This window comes from Halomonas sp. THAF5a (assembly GCF_009363755.1).
Classification (GTDB): domain Bacteria; phylum Pseudomonadota; class Gammaproteobacteria; order Pseudomonadales; family Halomonadaceae; genus Halomonas.
In genome coordinates this window covers 100,970-119,069 of the sequence record NZ_CP045417.1, presented here as the reverse complement: position 1 = coordinate 119,069, position 18,100 = coordinate 100,970, and the positions used below count along the sequence as shown (strand labels likewise).

At 69.3% G+C, this 18,100-nt stretch carries 19 protein-coding genes; 13 read left to right on the top strand and 6 right to left on the bottom strand.

Annotated elements, in window-relative coordinates; genetic code table 11:
- Nucleotides 1–105: 105 nt before the first annotated feature.
- From fliF to fliR, 13 genes are all read left to right on the top strand, one after another.
- Nucleotides 106–1,833, top strand: coding sequence for a flagellar basal-body MS-ring/collar protein FliF (fliF, locus tag FIU83_RS00575; protein ID WP_152482268.1), 1,728 nt, complete (start codon nt 106–108; stop codon nt 1,831–1,833).
- Nucleotides 1,826–2,830, top strand: a complete 1,005-nt coding sequence (gene fliG, locus FIU83_RS00570; protein ID WP_152482267.1) for a flagellar motor switch protein FliG — start codon at nt 1,826–1,828, stop codon at nt 2,828–2,830. The genes fliF and fliG overlap by 8 nt, the downstream gene beginning before the upstream one ends.
- Nucleotides 2,823–3,578 (top strand): flagellar assembly protein FliH, encoded by a 756-nt coding sequence (locus FIU83_RS00565; protein ID WP_152482266.1) that lies wholly within the window; start codon nt 2,823–2,825, stop codon nt 3,576–3,578. The genes fliG and FIU83_RS00565 overlap by 8 nt, the downstream gene beginning before the upstream one ends.
- Nucleotides 3,575–4,966, top strand: a complete 1,392-nt coding sequence (gene fliI / locus FIU83_RS00560) for a flagellar protein export ATPase FliI (protein ID WP_301538564.1) — start codon at nt 3,575–3,577, stop codon at nt 4,964–4,966. Before FIU83_RS00565 ends, fliI begins: the two co-directional genes overlap by 4 nt.
- The gene (gene fliJ, locus FIU83_RS00555; protein WP_152482265.1) at nt 4,963–5,424 is read left to right on the top strand and encodes a flagellar export protein FliJ; all 462 of its coding nucleotides are present in this window, start codon (nt 4,963–4,965) and stop codon (nt 5,422–5,424) included. Before fliI ends, fliJ begins: the two co-directional genes overlap by 4 nt.
- A gap of 19 nt (nt 5,425–5,443) precedes the next feature.
- Nucleotides 5,444–6,871 carry a flagellar hook-length control protein FliK gene (locus FIU83_RS17510; protein ID WP_216645045.1) on the top strand — a complete coding sequence of 476 codons (1,428 nt, stop codon included), beginning with the start codon at nt 5,444–5,446 and terminating at the stop codon, nt 6,869–6,871.
- A 132-nt stretch (nt 6,872–7,003) separates the two neighbouring features.
- The gene (gene fliL, locus FIU83_RS00545) at nt 7,004–7,483 is read left to right on the top strand and encodes a flagellar basal body-associated protein FliL (RefSeq protein ID WP_152482264.1); all 480 of its coding nucleotides are present in this window, start codon (nt 7,004–7,006) and stop codon (nt 7,481–7,483) included.
- A 20-nt stretch (nt 7,484–7,503) separates the two neighbouring features.
- The gene (fliM, locus tag FIU83_RS00540) at nt 7,504–8,547 is read left to right on the top strand and encodes a flagellar motor switch protein FliM (protein WP_152482263.1); all 1,044 of its coding nucleotides are present in this window, start codon (nt 7,504–7,506) and stop codon (nt 8,545–8,547) included.
- The gene (gene fliN, locus FIU83_RS00535) at nt 8,540–9,043 is read left to right on the top strand and encodes a flagellar motor switch protein FliN (protein WP_152482262.1); all 504 of its coding nucleotides are present in this window, start codon (nt 8,540–8,542) and stop codon (nt 9,041–9,043) included. Before fliM ends, fliN begins: the two co-directional genes overlap by 8 nt.
- Nucleotides 9,040–9,480 (top strand): flagellar biosynthetic protein FliO, encoded by a 441-nt coding sequence (gene fliO, locus FIU83_RS00530; RefSeq protein ID WP_152482261.1) that lies wholly within the window; start codon nt 9,040–9,042, stop codon nt 9,478–9,480. Before fliN ends, fliO begins: the two co-directional genes overlap by 4 nt.
- Entirely contained in the window at nt 9,477–10,235 is a 759-nt protein-coding gene (fliP, locus tag FIU83_RS00525) for a flagellar type III secretion system pore protein FliP (RefSeq protein ID WP_152482260.1), read from the top strand. Before fliO ends, fliP begins: the two co-directional genes overlap by 4 nt.
- Before the next feature lie 52 nt (nt 10,236–10,287).
- A complete protein-coding gene (gene fliQ / locus FIU83_RS00520; protein ID WP_152482259.1) occupies nt 10,288–10,557 on the top strand; it encodes a flagellar biosynthesis protein FliQ in 270 nt (89 codons plus the stop codon).
- Nucleotides 10,558–10,573: 16 nt separating this feature from the next.
- Nucleotides 10,574–11,374: a flagellar biosynthetic protein FliR gene (gene fliR / locus FIU83_RS00515; protein ID WP_152482258.1), complete on the top strand. Its 801-nt coding sequence runs from the start codon at nt 10,574–10,576 to the stop codon at nt 11,372–11,374.
- Nucleotides 11,375–11,434: 60 nt separating this feature from the next.
- On the opposite strand, the gene flgL is transcribed toward fliR, so the two are convergent.
- From flgL to flgG, 6 genes are all read right to left on the bottom strand, one after another.
- On the bottom strand, nt 11,435–12,667 hold the full coding sequence (flgL, locus tag FIU83_RS00510; protein ID WP_152482257.1) for a flagellar hook-associated protein FlgL: 1,233 nt from the start codon (nt 12,665–12,667) through the stop codon (nt 11,435–11,437).
- Between the two features lie 17 nt (nt 12,668–12,684).
- Nucleotides 12,685–14,343, bottom strand: a complete 1,659-nt coding sequence (flgK, locus tag FIU83_RS00505) for a flagellar hook-associated protein FlgK (RefSeq protein ID WP_152482256.1) — start codon at nt 14,341–14,343, stop codon at nt 12,685–12,687.
- 63 nt (nt 14,344–14,406) lie between these two features.
- On the bottom strand, nt 14,407–15,432 hold the full coding sequence (gene flgJ / locus FIU83_RS00500) for a flagellar assembly peptidoglycan hydrolase FlgJ (protein WP_152482255.1): 1,026 nt from the start codon (nt 15,430–15,432) through the stop codon (nt 14,407–14,409).
- Nucleotides 15,432–16,514 (bottom strand): flagellar basal body P-ring protein FlgI, encoded by a 1,083-nt coding sequence (locus FIU83_RS00495; RefSeq protein ID WP_216645044.1) that lies wholly within the window; start codon nt 16,512–16,514, stop codon nt 15,432–15,434. Before FIU83_RS00495 ends, flgJ begins: the two co-directional genes overlap by 1 nt.
- Before the next feature lie 67 nt (nt 16,515–16,581).
- Nucleotides 16,582–17,277 (bottom strand): flagellar basal body L-ring protein FlgH, encoded by a 696-nt coding sequence (locus FIU83_RS00490; RefSeq protein ID WP_152482253.1) that lies wholly within the window; start codon nt 17,275–17,277, stop codon nt 16,582–16,584.
- A gap of 38 nt (nt 17,278–17,315) precedes the next feature.
- A complete protein-coding gene (gene flgG, locus FIU83_RS00485) occupies nt 17,316–18,098 on the bottom strand; it encodes a flagellar basal-body rod protein FlgG (RefSeq protein WP_152482252.1) in 783 nt (260 codons plus the stop codon).
- Between the last annotated feature and the right edge of the window lie 2 nt (nt 18,099–18,100).

Below are 18,100 nucleotides of genomic sequence, written 5' to 3'. Positions count from 1 at the left end.
TTCCGCCCATTTCCGAGGGCGGTCAACCGCGATGGACGGACAGCACTCGATGTCTTCTGCCTTGACGAACTTCGCCAACGCCTCCCGCCGCGCCGGGAGGCCCGCATGAGCAGTGGCGCCTCCGCCACCCACCCGCAGGCCGGCCAGGGCGCGGCGGGCGTCGCGCGCCTGAAGGAGCAGCTGCGCGGCAACCCGCTGATCTTCCTGCTGATCGCGGGCGCCGCCTCGATCGCCATCATCGTCGCGCTGCTGCTGTGGGCCCGCAGCCCCGACTATCGCGTCCTCTACAGCAACCTCAGCCAGTCAGACGGCGGCAGCATCATCGGCGAGCTCGATACCCGCGGCGTGCCCTATCGCTTCAGCCAGGGCGGCCAGGCGCTGATGGTACCCGCCGACCGGGTGCACACCCTGCGCCTGCAGCTGGCCGAACAGGGGCTTCCCAAGGGCGGCAACGTCGGCCTCGAGCTGCTGGAGAACCAGGCCTTCGGCATCAGCCAGTTCGCCGAGCAGATCAACTACCAGCGCGGCCTGGAGGGCGAGCTGTCGCGCTCCATGGAGTCGCTGGGGCCGGTCAACCGCGCCCGGGTGCACCTGGCGCTGGCCAAGGACTCGGTGTTCGTGCGCGACCGCGAGCCGGCCAAGGCCTCGGTGGTGCTGACCCTGCACCCCGGGCGCGTGCTCGGCGAGGGACAGGTCAATGCCATCGTGCACATGGTCTCGAGCAGCGTGCCGGAACTGGCCGCCGAGGCGGTGAGCGTGGTCGACCAGGACGGTCGCCTGTTGACCGCTCCCGAGCGCAACGGCCTGGGCATGGACGGCACCCAGCTGGACTACATCGCCGAGGTGGAACGCTCCTACCAGCGGCGCATCGAATCGATCCTGGCCCCGATACTCGGCAGCGAGAACGTCAAGGCCCAGGTCACGGCCCAGGTGGACTTCTCCCGCCGCGAGGAGACCTCGGAGCGCTACGCCCCCAACCAGGCGCCCAACGAGGCCGCCGTGCGCAGCCGCCAGAGCAGCGTCAACTACAGCGGCAGCGACGACCTCGCCGGCGGCATCCCCGGCGCCCTGAGCAACACACCGCCCGGCTCGGCGCCCTCCCCCGTGGAGAACCCGCCCGAGGGCGAAGAGGGGGCGGACGCTGAAGGCGAGCCGGCCGGCGAGGAGGCTCCGGCGACCCGCAACCTCAACCGCGACGACGTCATCAACTACGAGGTCGATCGCCAGATCTCCCACGTCCAGCATCGCCGCGGACAGGTGGAGCGGCTATCGGCGGCCGTGGTCGTCAACTATCGCGAGGCCCCGAACGACGAGGGCGTGATGCAGCCCACCGCGCTCAGCGAGACCGAGATCGAGCAGATCGAGCGCCTGGTGCGCCAGGCGATGGGCTTCTCCCAGGCCCGCGGCGACGAGATCGCGGTGGTCAACAGCCCCTTCACCCGGACCGCGCCGGAGGTCGAGACCCTCGAGTGGTGGCAGCAGCCCGACCTCCAGCAGCTGGCGCTGACCCTGGGCCGCTACCTGCTGGTGGGCCTGGCGATCCTGCTGCTCTACCTGCTGATCCTGCGCCCGCTGATCAAGCGCGCCAGCCAGGCGCCGCAGCCGGCCGTCGCGTCGCCCGCCGCTACCTTCCAGGCTCGGGTCGGCGAAGAGGAAGAAGAGAGGGGCTCGTCCTCGGACGGCCAGGAAGATGAGACCACCTACGACAAGCCGCGACGCAGGCGCAAGGCTTCGGCCTACGAGGACCAGCTCCGGGATCTTCGCGAGATGGCCGAGGAGGATCCGCGCATGGTGGCGATGATCGTACGCGGCTGGATGAACAAGCATGAGTAAGCTTCAAGAGATGGGCGGGGCGCGGCGCAGCGCGATCCTGCTGCTGGCCCTCGACGAGGACAGTGCGGCGGAGGTCTTCAAGTACCTCTCTCCCTCCGAGATCCAGCAGATCAGCACGGAAATGGCGCGCCTGGACCAGATCTCCCACGACGAGATGCGCCAGGTGCTCAAGGCCTTCAGCGACGAGACCGAGGAGTTCATCGCGCTGAACCTCAACTCCAGCGAGCACATCCGCTCGGTGCTGACCAAGGCGCTCGGCAGCGATCGTGCCTCCAGCCTGATCGAGGACGTGCTGGAGACCAGCGGCTCGGGCTCCGGCATCGATGCCCTGAACCTGATGGAAGCCTCGATGGTGGCGGAGCTGATCCGCGACGAGCACCCGCAGATCATCGCCACCGTGCTGATCCATCTGGATCGCCACCAGGCGGCAGACGTGATGGCGCTGTTCGACGACAAGCTGCGCAACGACGTGGTGCTGCGCATCGCGACCTTCAGCGGCGTGCAGCCCGCCGCCCTGCAGGAGCTGACCGAGGTGCTGACCAACATGCTCGACGGCCAGAACCTCAAGCGCAGCAAGATGGGCGGCGCCCGCACCGCGGCGGAGATCCTCAACCTGATGAACTCCCACCAGGAGGAGGCCGCCATCGAGACGGTGCGCTCCCACAGCGAGGACCTGGCCCAGAAGATCATCGACGAGATGTTCCTGTTCGAGAACCTCATCGACCTCGACGATCGCAGCATCCAGATGATCCTCAAGGAGATCGACACCAACTCCCTGGTGGTGGCCCTCAAGGGGGCGCCGGAGACGCTCATGGACAAGTTCATGCGCAACATGTCCCAGCGCGCCGCCGACCTCCTGCGCGAGGACATGGAGGCCCGCGGGCCGATCCGCGTCTCCCAGGTGGAGACCGAGCAGAAGACCATCCTGCAGGTGGTGCGACGCCTCGCCGACGGCGGCGAGATCGTGCTGAGCGGCGGAGACGACACCTATGTCTGAGTCCGAGGGCTTTCAGCGGGACGACGCCCCGTCCCCCTGGCGCCGCTGGCAGATGGGCGAGCTCAAGGCGCCGCCGCGCCAGGCGTCGAGCGAGCCGGAGAGCCCCCAGCAGGCGCAGCAGGCCGCCGAGCGGCGTGAGGCCCGGCGCCGCGAGGCAGAGCTCGAGGCGCTGCGCGAGCGGGTGCGCCGCGAGGCCCATGAGGCGGGCCTCGCGGCCGGCCGCGAGCAGGGCCATGCCGAGGGGCTGGCCCAAGGGCTCGAGGAGGGTCGCCGGCGGGCACAGGAGGAACTTGACGCGCGTCTCGCCGAGACCCTCTCGCCGCTGGCCGAACTCGCCGGCGCCTTCGGTGAGGCCCTCGAGACGCTCGACGAGGCCGTCGCCGAGGACCTGGTCGACCTGGCGCTCGCCACCGGGCACCAGCTCGCCGGCGAGGCCCTCAAGTCGCGGCCCCGCCAGGTGCTGGAGCTTGTCCGCGCGCTGCTGCACACCGAGCCGCCGCTGGTCGGCCAGCAGCGCCTCTGGCTGCATCCGCTGGATCACAAGCTGGTGCAGACGCACCTGGGCGACGATCTCTCGGCCGCCGGCTGGACGCTGCAGCCCGACGACCAGCTGAGCCGCGGCGGCTGCCGGGTCACCAGCGCTAACGGCGAACTCGACGCCACCTGGGAGAGCCGCTGGCAGGCCGTGAAGGCCCAGGTTCGCCATCGCCGTCCCGCCGCCAAGACATCGGAGGAGCCCCAGCTGTGACCGAGTCGCTGTCCGCCAACCCCCACCAGGCTCACTGGCAGCACGCCCTGCGCGGCGTGCGCGCCCGGGTGGCGCCGCTGCCGCCCTGCCGCACCAGCGGCCGGGTGGTGCGGGCCACCGGCCTGGTGATCGAGGTGGTGGGCCTGCAGGTGGCGCTGGGCAACGCCTGTCGCATCGAACTGCCGGCGGGCCAGGGCGAGCCGCGCCGCTACGCCGAGGCCGAGGTGGTGGGCTTCTCCGGCGAGCGACTCTACCTGATGCCGCTGGCCGAGATCACCGGCCTGATGCCAGGCGCCCGGGTCTTCGCGCTCTCCGATGGGGCCCACGACAGCGCGCGGCGCTTCCCCCTCGGCGAGTCGCTGCTGGGACGCGTGGTCGACGGCAGCGGCGCGCCCCTGGACGGCCTGGCGCCGCTGTCCGAGGCGCCCCGGGCCCCGCTCTCCACGCCGCCGCTCAATCCGCTGGCCCGTGCGCCCATCGAGGAGCAGATCGACGTCGGCATCCGCGCCATCAACGCCCTGCTGAGCGTCGGCCGCGGCCAGCGCATGGGGCTCTTCGCGGGCTCCGGGGTCGGCAAGTCGGTCCTGCTCGGCATGATGGCCCGCTACACCCGCGCCGACGTGATCGTGGTGGGGCTGATCGGCGAACGGGGCCGCGAGGTCCAGGACTTCATCGACAACATCCTCGGCGAGGAGGGGCTGCGCCGCGCCGTGGTGGTGGCGGCCCCCGCCGACACCTCGCCGCTGCAGCGCCTGCAGGGCGCCTCCTATGCCACGCGCCTGGCCGAAGGCTTTCGCGATCAGGGACGCAACGTACTGCTGATCATGGACTCCCTGACGCGCTACGCCATGGCCCAGCGCGAGATCGCCCTGGCCGTGGGCGAGCCGCCGGCGACCAAGGGCTACCCGCCCTCGGTCTTCGCCAAGCTGCCGAACCTGGTCGAGCGCGCCGGCAACGCCGAGCGCGGCGGCGGCTCGATCACCGCCTTCTATACCGTGCTCACCGAGGGCGATGACCAGCAGGACCCCATCGCCGACTCGGCCCGCGCCATCCTCGACGGGCACATCGTGCTGTCGCGCACCCTGGCCGAGGCGGGGCACTATCCGGCGATCGATATCGAGGCCTCCATCAGCCGTGTGATGACCGCGGTCGTCGACCCGCAGCAGCAGCGCCAGGCCCAGCAGTTCAAGGGACTCTTCTCGCGCTACCAGCGCAACCGCGACCTGATCAGCGTCGGCGCCTACCATCCGGGCAACGACCCACAGCTCGACGAGGCGGTGCGGCGCTATCCCCGGCTCGAGGGCTTCCTGCAGCAGCGGATCGAGGAGAGCAGCAGCATGGACGATGCCCGCCAGGCCCTGGCCGGCGTCCTCGGAGGACAGCCATGAGCCGTGATCGCACCTCCCTCGACACCCTCGTCGAACTCGCCCGGGAGGCTCGGGACCAGGCCGGCCAGACCCTGGCCGGCGAGCAGCGCACCGCGAGCCAGGTCGGCCAGCAGCTCGAGTCGCTCAACCGCTATCGCCAGGAGTACGCCGACAAGCTGAACGCGGCCATGCGCGACGGCATCGATCCGGCCACCATGCGCAACTACCAGCAGTTCCTCGCCTCCCTGGACGACGCCCTGGTGCGCGCCCGCCAGGCCCTGGCCGCCCAGCAGCAGCGGGTCGAGCGCACCCGACAACAGTGGCAGCAACAGCAGCAGCGCCTCTCCTCCTACGACACCCTGGCCGAGCGCCGGGAGGCCGTCAGGCGCCGCGACGAACAACGCCGGGAACAGCACGTCAGTGATGACCTGGTCAACAACCGACTGGTCCGCCAGCGCTCGTCCCACTTCGAGCACTGAGCCGACAAGGAGACTGTCGATGGATATCCAGCTGCTCATCAACGCCCCCGGCAACGCCGCCGGACACCGCACCGCCGCCGGGGATGCCAAGGCACCGGACGGCGCGTTCGCCCGCCACCTGGCCGGGGCGAGCTACGCCCATGGGAGCGGGGCTGGCAAGGCCGACGGCACGTCGCCCCGGGCCTCGAGCGGGCAGAGCGACGCCTCGCTCACGTCGCCGGCCGCGACCCGCGGCCAGGTCGAGGCGCTCAAGGCGCTGCTGACCAAGGTGCCGGGCGAGACAGCGCCCCAGACCGGCAGCGGCAGGCCGGAGGAGCACGGCCCCTCCATCGAGCGGCTGGCCTCGCTGCTCGGCGCCTCGACCGAGGAGATCGAAGCGGCCCTTGTGGCGTTGCGACAGGGGGACGCGCCGCCAGACAGTCGCGAAACGACGGGGCAGGACGCCCTCGCCGCGACGCTCCAGGGGTTCCAGCGGGGCGAGCGTCGGTCGGATGATGTCGAGGCGTCGGGCAGCGGCATCTGGGACGCCTTTCAGGTGCGTCTCGCGCTGATCGAGCGGGCCGGACGTCCCGAGGCGGACGACGCCCTCGCGGTGCTCCCCCTGGCCGCCGCGGGTCCGGCCGGTGCCAGCACGCCGGGCATGGTGAATCCCGCCAACCCGGCCGCGGGCGACGCCGTGCGCCTCAATCCGCTGCTCGAGGCGATCGCCGCCGAGCGTCGCGGCGCTACCGCCTCGTCACCCGCAAATACAGCGGCACTCGCCGCCGCGGCCGAGCGCCTCACCCCTCAGGGCGCCGGCCAGGCCGCGGCGAGCGACGAGACGTTGCGCCTCGCGGCCGCCGGCGATGCCCTGCCGGGGCAGCGCGGCGAGACGCCTCGCACCGGGGCGGGTCAGGAACCGGCCGGCCAGGGCGCGGCCAACGCAATGTCCGGCGCCATGAGCGCGGCAACGGGCGGCACCGCCGGATCACCGACCGGCACCGCTGCATCGCCGGGCCAGGCCAGCCTGCCGGCGCCGGTGGCGAGCCCCGCCTGGTCACAGCAGCTGGGCCAGCAGCTGGTGCGCCTGAGCCAGCACGGGGGCGAGCAGCGGGTCGAGCTCAAGCTCCACCCGGCGGAGCTCGGGCCGCTGTCCGTCTCGCTGAAGATGGGCGACCACGGCGCCCAGGCGCAGTTCGTCTCTGCCCATGCTCAGGTCCGCCAGGCGCTGGAGCAGGCGATCCCCCAGCTGCGCGAGGCGCTCGCCGAGCAGGGCATCAGCCTGGGCGAGACCTCGGTGGGCGAGCAGCGCCAGGGCGGCACCGAGGGCGACGATGCCTCCGGCCGACCCGGCGGGATGCTCGCCTCGGCGGGAAGCGATGCCGCCGAGGAGGGGGCGACCGTCACCCTCGAGGAGCAAGGGAGCCGGGAGCGCGTCCTGGACGGGCGCGTCGACCTCTATGCCTGAGCGGCGCCCGGGGCGGGCGCCAAACGCACAAGATAGGCGCCATCCCCGGGCCTGTTCGGATCATCATGAGCCCTTCACGGCCGGCATACTGCGGCCTCAGTGTCGGCAATCTACTGCAACCTAGGAATGAGAATGGCGAAATCCAGTGGCCGCTCGCGCAAGCTCCTGTGGACGATGATGGTGCTGCTGATCCTGTCGAGCTCGGCGGCGGCGGTGGCGCTCTACATGGTGCTCAGCCAGCCCGAGGACGAGGCGCGCTCGGCACTCAACGCCCAGGCCGAACCCGAACCCCAGGCACCGATCTTCCTGCCGATCAAGCCCTTCACCGTCAATCTCGCCGACGACGAGTACGGGCCGCGCCTGCTCTACACCGGCCTGTCGCTGAAGCTCGGCGACGAGCAGAGCCAGGCGGTGCTCGATCAGCACATGCCTCAGGTGCGCAGCCGCCTGCTGATGCTGTTCTCCGGCAAGCAGGCCAGTGAACTGACCTCGCCGGGCGGCAAGCAGCGCCTGGCCGAGCAGGTGATCGCCGCCCTCGAGGCACCCATGTCGGAGCACCAGCCGGAGCTGGCCATCGACGACGTGCTCTTCACCGAGTTCATCGTTCAATAGGCCGAGGGTAGGCAACACACATGTCCCAAGACGACCTGCTTTCCCAGGATGAGATCGACGCCCTGCTCAAGGGCGTCAGCGGTGACGACGAGCCGGAGGCCAACAGCCCCGCCACGTCTCGCGTGCGCCCCTACGACCCGGCCTCCCAGCACCGCATCATCCGCGAGCGCCTGCACGCGCTGGACATCATCAACGAGCGCTTCGCGCGGCACTTCCGCATGGGACTGTTCAACCTGATTCGCCGCAGCGCCGACATCACCGTGGATTCGGTCCGCTACCAGAGCTACAGCGAATTCTCCCGCAACGTCCCGGTGCCGACCAACATCAACATGATCGCCATGAAGCCGCTACGCGGCTCGGCGCTGATCGTGTTCCCTCCGAGCCTGGTGTTCATGGTGGTGGACAACCTGTTCGGCGGCGACGGGCGCTTCGTGACCAAGTCCGAGGGGCGCGAGTTCACCAACACCGAACAGCGCATCATCCAGCGCCTGCTGCACCTGGCCATCGACGCCTACAGCGAGTCCTGGAAGTCGGTCTACCCCCTGGAGATCGGCTTTCTGCGCTCGGAGATGCAGTCGAAGTTCGCCAACATCACCAACTCGCCCAACGAGATCGTGGTCAATACCAGCTTCAACCTCGAGGTGGGCAACCTGGCCAGCAGCTTCCAGATCTGCATGCCCTACGCCATGATCGAGCCGCTGCGCGACCTGCTGACCAACCCCCTGAGCGACGGCAGCAAGGACCAGGACGGCACCTGGACTCGACGCATCGCCGGCGAGATCCGCCACTCCGAGGTCGAACTGGTCGCCCACTTCACCGATATCCCGAGCCGCATCGACCATGTCATGGCCCTCAAGGCCGGCGACGTGCTGCCCATGGAGCTTCCCGAAACGGTGACGGCCAGCGTGGATGGCGTGCCGGTGATGGAGTGCGAATACGGCAGCCAGAACGAGCAGCACGCCCTGCGCGTGCTGCGCATCTTCGACCATGCCGCCGGCCATGCGCCGACCGACGCCTTCGTGAAGGGCGCCAGGCCGAAACCCAAGGAATCCTCTCATGACTGATCCCAACAAGCCCGATCAGAACATCGGCGACGACGACTGGGCCGCCGCCATGTCGGAGCAGCAGGGCGCAGCGCCCGACGCCGACGACGACCCCTGGGCGGAGGCGATGGCCGAGCAGGCGGCCGCTGAGTCGGCCGAGCCGACCTCGGAACCACAGGCCGAGGCGCCCGCCGCCAGATCCGCCGGCAGCAGCGTCTTCCAGCCCCTCGAGGCCGGCCAGGGCGCGGCGGCGAGCCGTGATCTCGAGATGATCATGGACATCCCGGTCAAGCTCACCGTGGAGCTCGGTCGCACCAAGCTCACCATCAAGCAGCTGCTGGAGCTCGCCCAGGGCTCGGTGATCGAGCTCGACGGCCTGGCCGGCGAGCCCATGGACATCCTGATCAACGGCTACCTGATCGCCCAGGGCGAGGTCGTGGTCGTCGAGGACAAGTACGGCATCCGCATCACCGAGATCATCACCCCCTCTGAGCGGGTCCAGAAGCTCAATCGATGAGCGCGGCCGCTACCGACACCCCCGCCGCCGACCTGGACGCCGTCGTCGCCGGCGGCGAGTCGCTGATCGGCATGGCGACCCTGGGCAAGACCGCCGCCGCCCTGGCGCTGATCCTGGTAATCATCCTGGTGGCCACCGCGGTGTTGCGCCGCTGGGGGCTGCCCCACCAGCGCCACGGCCGCCACCTGAGGGTGGTCGGCAGCGCCGCGGTGGGCACCAAGGAGCGCGTGGTGATCGTCGAGGTCGAGGGGAGCTGGCTGGTGCTCGGCGTCGGCGGCGGCCAGGTCAACAAGCTGCACGACCTGCCGGCGCCGGTCGACGCCGGGCAGGACACTTCGCCGGGCGGGCCGGGTTTCGCGCCGGGCGACGCCTTCGCCACGCGGCTGGCCAAGGCGATCCGCCACAACGCCGGCCTCGGCGGACGGGACCCGTCATGAGGCGGCGGGTGTCGCGACGGGTGCTGGTGACCCTGGCGGTGGCACTTCTGCTGGCCGCGCCCTCCCTGGCCCTGGCCCAGCAGATTCCCGGCATCGTCAGCCGACCGATGGAGGACGGCGGGCAGCAGTGGTCGCTGTCGCTGCAGACCCTGCTGCTGCTCAGCTCGCTGGCCTTCCTGCCGGCGGTGCTTTTGATGATGACCTGCTTCACACGCATCATCATCGTGCTGAGCCTGCTGCGCACCGCCATGGGCACCCAGGCCACCCCGCCGACCCAGGTGCTGCTTGGGCTGGCGCTCTTCCTGACCCTGTTCATCATGGCCCCGGTGCTCGACCAGGTGCACGCCGAGGCCTGGGTGCCGCTCGCCAACGACGCCATCGGCTTCGAGGAGTTCCTCGCCCGCGCCCAGGGCCCCTTCCGCGAGTTCATGCTGGCCCAGACCCGGGAGCCCGACCTCGCGATGTTCGCCCGCCTGGCCGACATCGGCGAGCTGCAGGGGCCCGAGGACGTGCCGATGCGGATACTGGTGCCCTCCTTCGTCACCAGCGAGCTGAAGACCGCCTTCCAGATCGGCTTCACGATCTTCATCCCCTTCCTGATCATCGATCTGGTGGTGGCGAGCGTGCTGATGTCGCTGGGCATGATGATGGTGCCGCCGATCACCATCTCGCTGCCGTTCAAGCTGATGCTGTTCGTGCTGGTCGACGGCTGGCAGCTGATCATCGGCTCGCTGGCCGAGAGCTTCTATCTGTGAGGCCAGATGTCGGGATACCGCGCACCGCGCGCGGCCGTGAGAGGAGACCACGATGACACCGGAAGAGGTCATGAACATCGCCTACCAGGGCATGCGCGTCACGCTGCTGCTGGCCGGCCCGCTGCTGATCACCGCCCTGGCCACCGGCCTGCTGGTCAGCCTGTTCCAGGCGGCCACCCAGATCAACGAGATGACGCTGTCGTTCATCCCCAAGATCCTCGCCGTGTTCGCCGTGCTGGTGCTGGCCGGCCCCTGGCTGCTGACCCTGATCATGACCTTCACCCGCGAGCTGTTCGGCAACATCCCCGCGATGATCTCGTGAAGGGCAGTGCCCACTGATGGTGGAGGTCACCTTCGCCCAGCTGCACGGCTGGCTCGTCGCCTTCCTGTGGCCCTTCGCGCGCATCACCGCGCTGATGCTCAGCGCCCCGCTGTGGGGCCACTCCAGCGTACCGCGCCAGGCCAAGCTGGGCCTGGCCGGCGCCGTGGTGGTGGTGATCGCCCCGGTGCTGCCGCCGATGCCCGAGGTGCCGCTCGTCTCCTGGGCGGGCCTGGGCATCCTGGTCGAGCAGCTGCTGATCGGCGCCGCCATCGGGCTCACGGTCAGGGTGATGCTCGTCGTGGTGCAGGCCTCGGGGGACTTCATCGGCCTGCAGATGGGTCTCGCCTTCGCCACCTTCTTCGACCCTTCCAGCGGCACCAACATGGTGGTGCTGTCGCGCATCCTCTACATGGTCACGCTGCTGATGTTCCTGGCCTTCAACGGCCACCTGATGGTGCTGCAGGTGCTGGTCTCGAGCTTCGAGACCCTGCCGATCGGCATCGGCCGCTTCAACCCGGAGGCCTTCATCATGCTGGCCCGCTACGGCGGGACCATCTATACCGCCGGCCTGCTGCTGGCCCTCCCGCTGGTGGCCTCGCTGCTGATCATCAACCTCTCGCTGGGCATCCTCAACCGATCGGCGCCCCAGCTCACCGTCTTCAACATCGGCTTCCCGACCTCGCTGACGGTGGGCCTGATCCTGCTGATGGTGCTGATGACCGACCTGGCAAGCTTCCTGGAGCGGCTGTTCAGCCGGGGACTGGCCTTCCTGCAGAACCTGCTGGAGACCCTGGCGCCGCTGCCGATGGCCGGCTGACACGACGACGCCCCGGCCGGATCGGCGCGGGGCGCTGTGGGCTGGCGGAGCTGGAACGGCCTAGAGGAACTGGAAGAGCGACATGCCCTTCATGTCGGCGAAGGCCTTCTGGGAGGCCTGCAGGCCCACCTGGCGCAGGCTGTACTCGCCGATCGCCTCGGCGTAGTCGAGGTCGACCAGGTCGGAGAGAGTCTGCTCGTAGTTGAGCATGCGGTTGCCCCCGACGGAGTCGACCACGTCAAGCTCGTTGAGGCGCGCGCCGACCGAGGCGCGGGTGGTCAGGACGTTGTCCAGGCTGTTGTCCAGCTCGCGCATCGAGGTGCTCAGGGTGTTGCGCAGGGCGGCCTGGTCGGCGGCGTTATCGGTCGGATTCTCGAGCACGTCAAGGGCATTCTCGATCGTCGCGAAGAGGCTGGTGTTGCCCTGATCCGCGGGGTTGACCGCGATGCTGTCGCCCGCTGACGGCTCACCCTCGAGCTCCAGAGCGAGGCCCTCAAACTCGATGCGCACCGGCTCGTCGCTCTCGGGGTCGTAGCCCCCGGCGATGGCGGGGGTGAGAGGATTGCCGCTACCGTCCTGCACCTCGTACGCGTACCCAGAGGCGGCATCGCCAGAAAAGGTGATGGTGTAGGCCTGGTTGGGCTTCACGCTTTCCTGATCGACGATCTGCGGCCCCTTGAAGGTGACGCTGCCGGTGTTGCCAGGTTCCGCGGTGGCCACGTGGCCGGCGCCGCTGGGCACGCTCTGGAAGATGGCCTCGCCGTTGTCGCTGACCTTCATCAGCCGCGAGGCGTCGATACGCTGCTCGCGGGCGTTGTCGTCGCCCACGTACGCGATCTTGCCGCCCTGCTTGACGAAGGGTTCGGTACTGTCGTTATAGCCGCCGAACAGGTGGCGACCGTTTCCGTCGGTGGCGTTGGCCTGGCCGATCAGCGTCTCGTAGACGCCGCGCAGCTCCGAGGCCACCGACTGCCGATCGGCATCGCTCAGGGTCTCGCTCGAGGCCTGCACCAGCAGCGTCTTGGCGCTGGTGACGGCGTCGCTGACGCTGTTGAGCACGCTCTCGGTCTGGGCGAGGGCGTTGCGCGCACTGACCCGGGAATCCGCATGCTGCTGGGTGACAGCCCGGGCCTGGTCGACGCCCACGGCTCGTGATGCGGCCTGAGGATCGTCGGAGGGGTTGACCACGCGGCGGCCGCTGGCGATCTGCTGGCTGACCTTGAGAAAATCGCTCTGCTGGCGATTCATGGACGAGACGCTCTGCTCGAACATGGTGACGCTGCTGATACGCATCTAGGGCTCTCCGACAATCAGTTGCGCAGACCGAGGATGGTGTCGATCACCGTCGTCCCCGTCTCGATGACCTTGGCATTGGCCTGGTAGAACTGCTGGTAGCGGATCAGGTTGGCCGCCTCCTCGTCCAGGTTCACGCCAGACTCCGACTGCTGCACGGCCTTGAGCTGGTCGGTCAGGCCCTGCTGGGCATCGAGATTGACCTGCACGATATTGGTGCGGTTGCCGACGTCGCTGACCATGGCGCCGTAGGCACCGCTCAGGCTGGCCGAGCCGCTCACGATGCTATCGTCCTGCAGGTCCTGCAGGGCCAGGGCATTTTCATTATTGCCGCTGCCACCGTCAGGGCCCCCGGCAGCGATCTTGTCCAGGTCGGCGATGGCGCTCTCCAGGTTGCCGGCCGCGCGCCGCACCGGCTGGACCTCGAAGCGGTCGTTCTGCGCCATCACTGCGGTATCGTCGAAGGTAAGGGTCACGCCGCCGAAGCTCAGTTCGCCGGAGGTAGCATCGAAGCCGATATCGGCACTGCCCAGGGCCTCGCCGCTGTCCTTGCGGATCACCTCGAAATCGGCAGCTCCCGTCACCGGCGTATTGGTGACTCTCACCGTGTAGTCGGTTGCCCTGAGCCGATCGATATTGGCGGCATCGAAGGCCGTCTCGGCGACCTTGGTGCTGCCGACGTTGCCCTCTTGGGCATACGCCCGGGGCTGGCCGATCTCGAAGAAGGCGCCGCCCTGCTCGCCGTCGAGATCGACGCCGCTGGCGTGCTGCTGGTTGAACGCCACGGCCAGGGAGACGGCCATCTGGCCGATCTGGTTCTGGGTCTTGTCCAGGGTCTCGGCGCGGAACTCCATCAGCCCGCCCAGGGTGCCGCCGGTGACGGTGTCCTCGTCCAGGGCCACCAGGGTCCCGGCAGAGTCGCGATAGCCCAGCACGGTGCGCTCCGGATCGACGGGGGAGTCCATCGCCTCGAGCGTGAACTGCTGGGTGCCGGCGACCAGCGGCTGGCCGTTGGGCAGGCTGACGTTGTAGGTCTTGCCGTCCTGGATGTTGAGTCGCACGTCCATGCGCTCGCTGAGCTCGTTGACCAGCCGGTCGCGCTGGTTGAGCAGGCCGTTGGGCGCCTCGCCGCTGCGCGCCCGGGCCAGGGCGATCTCGCGGTTGAGGCCGGCGAGCTGCTCGGTGGTGTTGTTGATCTGGGTGACCTCGTCGGCGATCTGGCCGTTGATGCCCTCCTGCATGTCCTGCAGGTAGCCGTCGAAGGAGCGGAACTGCGCGCTCAGGGTATCGGCCGAGCCCAGCACGCCCTGGCGGGCCGCCGGGTCCGAGGGGGCGCTGGCCAGGTCCTCCAGGGAGGAGAAGAAGTTCTGCATCAGGGGCGCGAGGCCCGCCTCGCGATCCGCCAGCAGGCTGTCGATCTGGCCGACCTGGTTGGCATAGGTCTCAAGCGCGCTGGACTTGCTGGTGGCGGCGTTGAGCTGCGAGGCGACGTAGTCGTTGAACTGGCGCTGGATGTCGTTGCCCTGAACGCCCCCGCCGCCGGTGGAGCTCTGCCCGAGGAGTGTCACCTCGCGGTTGTAGCCCGGGGTGAAGACGTTGCTGATGTTGTTGCTGGTGGTCGCCAGGGCGTTCTGGGCCGCGTTGAGGCCGCTCAGTCCTGTGGAGAAGATACTCATGGCGTGATTTCCTTAGGCCGATAGACCTCTTATCGGCGGCGCGGCGGCACTCTTGAGCGCGGATCAGTACGAAGCGGCGTAGGGCGAGACGGGCCCGCGGCTCGCCAGGGTCCTGTCGCCAGCCAGCGGGCCGAGGGTGTCCATCACGGCGATCAGCTTGTCGGCATAGGCCGGGTCGGTGGCGTAGCCGCCCCGCTGCAGGGCCCGGGCGGCCTGGTCGGCGCTGCCCGCCGAGAGCACGCCGGCATAGCGCGGATTGTCGCCAATCAGTCGAGCGTAGTCGGTGAAGGCCTCCTCGAAGGAGCCGTAGACCCGGAAGCGGTCGCGCACGGCCTGGCGCCGGCCGTCGATCACCTCGTGGGTGAGGATCTCGGTGGTCTCGCCCCGCCAGGTGCTGCCGGCCTTGATGCCGAAGAGGTTGTGGCTGTTGCCGCCGCCGGGGGTGGCGATCTCGTGGCGGCCCCAGCCGGTCTCCAGCGCCGCCTGGGCCAGGATCAGCTCGGCCGGCACACCGGAGGCACGGCTGGCCGCCCGGGCGGGCGCCTCCAGGCGCTCGAGGAAGTCGCGCACGTGGGCAGGTCGGTCGTCACGAGGTTCGGAGGCGGTATCCACCGGAGCGGTGGTCTGGAGCGCGTCGAGGAAGGAGGCCGGCATCGCGGCGGTCTCCACCTCGCCGCTCTCCTCCGGGCGCAGGGCATTCTCGAGGGGGCGCGGCGTGCCGCGGGGAATGCCGGCGATCAACGCCTCGAGCTCTCCATCGCGGGAAGGCGTCGCGCCGCCGTGGCGGCCCTCGAGCTGCGCCGTCAACCGCTCGGCAAGGCCGACGCCGCGCTCGGCGATGCCCTGGGACCACTGCTTGTCGAGCAGCTCCTGGAAGTACTCGGTCTGGCGATTGTCGAGCAGGCCCGACGAGGGCACGGCGTCGCGCATGCTCTTCATCATCATCTGCACGAACAGCGCCTCGAACTGCCTGGCCGCGGCGTCCAGCCCCTCGCCCGGGGTCTGGCGGGCGCTGTGCTTGATCCGCTCGAGGCCCTGGACGTCGAGGGCGAACTGCCCGCCCATGGTGTCGGGAGCATTCAGGCTCATCAGATGATCTCCAGCTCGGCGCGTAGCGATCCGGCCGCCTTGAGGGCCTCGAGGATCGACATCAGGTCGTTTGGCGTGGCGCCCAGGGAGTTGAGGGCATCCACCACGTCGAGCAGGTTGGCGCCCTCCACCACCTTGAGGGTGCCGGGCTGCTGCTGGATGCTGATCTCGGTGTCCTCGACCACCACGGTCTCGCCGCCGCCGAAGGGGTTGGGCTGGCTGACGCCCACGTCGGTATCGATGACGATGGAGAGGTTGCCGTGGGCCACCGCCGCCTGGCGCAGGGTGACGGCGCCGTTGAGCACGATGGAGCCGGTGCGGGAGTTCAGTACCACCCGCGCCGGCGCCTCGGGGGGCGTGACCTCGATGTTCTCGACGCGCGCCATGAAGTTGACCCGGGCGTTGGCGTCCCGGGGGCCGTCCAGGGCGATCACCCGGCCGTTGCGGGCGGCGGCCACGAGGCGGCCGAACTCGCGGTTGATGGCGCTGACCACCCGCTGGACGGTGCCGAAGTCGCTGCTGTTAAGCTCCAGCTCGAGCAGCCCACCGTTGGCCCCCAGCGCCAGCGGCACCTCGCGCTCCACGGTCGCGCCGCCGCTGATCCGCCCGCCGGCCTGCTGGTTGATCTGCACGCTGGCGCCGCCGGCGGAGGCTCCGGCGCCGCCCACCAGCAGGTTGCCCTGGGCGATGGCGTAGGTGTCGCCGTCGGCGCCCTTGAGCGGCGTCATCAGCAGGGTGCCGCCGCGCAGGCTGTCGGCGTTGCCGACCGAGGAGACCACCACGTCGACCCGCTGCCCCGGCCGGGCGAAGGGCGGCAGGTCGGCGGTGACCATCACCGCTGCCACGTTGCGCAGCTGCATGTTGGTGCCGGGGGGCACGGTGATGCCCAGCTGCGAGAGCATGTTGGTCAGGCTCTGGCCGGTGAAGGGCGCCTGCATGGTCTGGTCGCCGGTACCGTCCAGGCCGACCACCAGGCCGTAGCCCACCAGGGCGTTGTCGCGCACCCCGGCAAAGCCGGCCAGCTCGCGCAGGCGCTCGGCCTGGACCGGCAGCGCGACCAGGCAGCACAGGAGCAGCGCCATCGAGCAAAGCCTCAACGGCGCGCGGCGGGACATCGTGCGGACCGAGCCGAAGTTCATGCGATCACCATCAGAAGGGCGAGACGTTGAGGAAGAAGCGCTGCAGCCAGCCCATGTGCTGCGCCTCGTTGATGTAGCCGTTGCCGACGTACTCGATGCGCGCATCCGCCACCGAAGTCGAGGGCACGGTGTTCTGGCCGGTGATGGTGCGCGGATTGACCACCCCGGCGAAGCGGATGAACTCGGTGCCCTGATTGATGGCGATCTGCTTCTCTCCGCGCACCCTAAGGTTGCCGTTGTTCATCACCTCCACCACCGAGACGGTGATGGTGCCGGTGAAGGAGTTGTTGGCCTCGGAGCCGCCGCCGCCCTCGAAGTCGCTCTCGCCGGAGGCGGAGATATCGAAGCCGAGCGCGGTCAGCTGCTCGATGGCGTCGGCCTGCTGGTCGAAGCCGAGGCTCGAGGAGCCGTTGCGATCGGCGTTGGAGCGAGCGTTCTTGCTGGCACTGACCTCCTCGTCCAGCACGATGGTCAGGATGTCGCCCACCATGCGCGGCCGGCGGTCCTCGAACAGCGGCTGGTAGCCCCGATGCGCCTGATAGATGGAGCCGTTGGCCCGCGGCACCGGCCGGTCCGGGATCATGATCTGCTCCTGCTCGCCGACCACCGAGGCGCGTGGCACCTGGGCACACCCGCCCAGCAGCACCATCATCAGGACACAGAGCCCGCGCAGGCATCGCCCGCCGTCGAACCTTCCGGCCTTCATGACCGCTCTCCCTCTCTCACCCGCGCTCCTCCTCGTCGTTACAGCTGGGCGAGGCGCGCCAGCATCTCGTCGCTGGTCTTCACCGCCTTGCTGTTGATCTCGTAGGCTCGCTGGGTCTGGATCATGCTGACCATCTCCTCCACCACGTTGACGTTGGAGGTCTCGACGTAGCCCTGGGAGAGCCGGCCCGCACCGTTCAGACCGGGGATGCCCTCGTTGCGGGGACCGGAGGCGGTGGTCTCGGTGTAGAGGTTGCCGCCGATGCTCTCGAGCCCGGTGGGATTAACGAAGGTGGAGACGGTGATCTGGCCCACCTCGTTGGACTGGGCGCTGCCCGGCTGCTTCACCGAGACGATGCCGTCCTCGCCGATGCTCACCGAGAGCGCGTTCTCGGGGATGATGATCGCCGGCTCCAGCGGATAGCCGTTGGCGGTGACCATCTGGCCGTTGGCATCCAGCTGGAAGCTGCCGTCGCGGGTGTAGCCGGTGGTGCCGTCCGGCATCAGCACCTGGAAGAAGCCCTGGCCGTTGATGGCGAGGTCACGGGAGTTGCCGGTCTGCTCCAGCCCCCCCTGGGTGTGCAGGCGCTCGGTGGCCACCGGACGCACGCCGGTGCCGACCTGCATGCCCGACGGCAGGCGATTCTGGACGTCGTTCTGTGCGCCGGGCTGGCGAAGGTTCTGGTAGAGCAGGTCCTCGAACACCGCCCGGGACTGCTTGAAGCCGTTGGTGTTGACGTTGGCCAGGTTGTTGGAGATCACGTCCAGCTTGACCTGCTGGGACTCCAGGCCGGTCTTGGCCGTCCACAGTGACTTGATCATCT

What these genes read in the sequence shown, in the direction of transcription:
- fliF (WP_152482268.1), top strand. Translation starts at nt 106, where the DNA reads ATGAGCAGTGGCGCCTCCGCCACCCACCCGCAGGCCGGCCAGGGCGCG.
- fliG (WP_152482267.1), top strand. Translation starts at nt 1,826, where the DNA reads ATGAGTAAGCTTCAAGAGATGGGCGGGGCGCGGCGCAGCGCGATCCTG.
- FIU83_RS00565 (WP_152482266.1), top strand. Translation starts at nt 2,823, where the DNA reads ATGTCTGAGTCCGAGGGCTTTCAGCGGGACGACGCCCCGTCCCCCTGG.
- fliJ (WP_152482265.1), top strand. Translation starts at nt 4,963, where the DNA reads ATGAGCCGTGATCGCACCTCCCTCGACACCCTCGTCGAACTCGCCCGG.
- FIU83_RS17510 (WP_216645045.1), top strand. Translation starts at nt 5,444, where the DNA reads ATGGATATCCAGCTGCTCATCAACGCCCCCGGCAACGCCGCCGGACAC.
- fliL (WP_152482264.1), top strand. Translation starts at nt 7,004, where the DNA reads ATGGCGAAATCCAGTGGCCGCTCGCGCAAGCTCCTGTGGACGATGATG.
- fliM (WP_152482263.1), top strand. Translation starts at nt 7,504, where the DNA reads ATGTCCCAAGACGACCTGCTTTCCCAGGATGAGATCGACGCCCTGCTC.
- fliN (WP_152482262.1), top strand. Translation starts at nt 8,540, where the DNA reads ATGACTGATCCCAACAAGCCCGATCAGAACATCGGCGACGACGACTGG.
- fliO (WP_152482261.1), top strand. Translation starts at nt 9,040, where the DNA reads ATGAGCGCGGCCGCTACCGACACCCCCGCCGCCGACCTGGACGCCGTC.
- fliP (WP_152482260.1), top strand. Translation starts at nt 9,477, where the DNA reads ATGAGGCGGCGGGTGTCGCGACGGGTGCTGGTGACCCTGGCGGTGGCA.
- fliQ (WP_152482259.1), top strand. Translation starts at nt 10,288, where the DNA reads ATGACACCGGAAGAGGTCATGAACATCGCCTACCAGGGCATGCGCGTC.
- fliR (WP_152482258.1), top strand. Translation starts at nt 10,574, where the DNA reads ATGGTGGAGGTCACCTTCGCCCAGCTGCACGGCTGGCTCGTCGCCTTC.
- flgL (WP_152482257.1), bottom strand. Translation starts at nt 12,667, where the DNA reads ATGCGTATCAGCAGCGTCACCATGTTCGAGCAGAGCGTCTCGTCCATG.
- flgK (WP_152482256.1), bottom strand. Translation starts at nt 14,343, where the DNA reads ATGAGTATCTTCTCCACAGGACTGAGCGGCCTCAACGCGGCCCAGAAC.
- flgJ (WP_152482255.1), bottom strand. Translation starts at nt 15,432, where the DNA reads ATGAGCCTGAATGCTCCCGACACCATGGGCGGGCAGTTCGCCCTCGAC.
- FIU83_RS00495 (WP_216645044.1), bottom strand. Translation starts at nt 16,514, where the DNA reads ATGGCGCTGCTCCTGTGCTGCCTGGTCGCGCTGCCGGTCCAGGCCGAG.
- FIU83_RS00490 (WP_152482253.1), bottom strand. Translation starts at nt 17,277, where the DNA reads ATGAAGGCCGGAAGGTTCGACGGCGGGCGATGCCTGCGCGGGCTCTGT.
- flgG (WP_152482252.1), bottom strand. Translation starts at nt 18,098, where the DNA reads ATGATCAAGTCACTGTGGACGGCCAAGACCGGCCTGGAGTCCCAGCAG.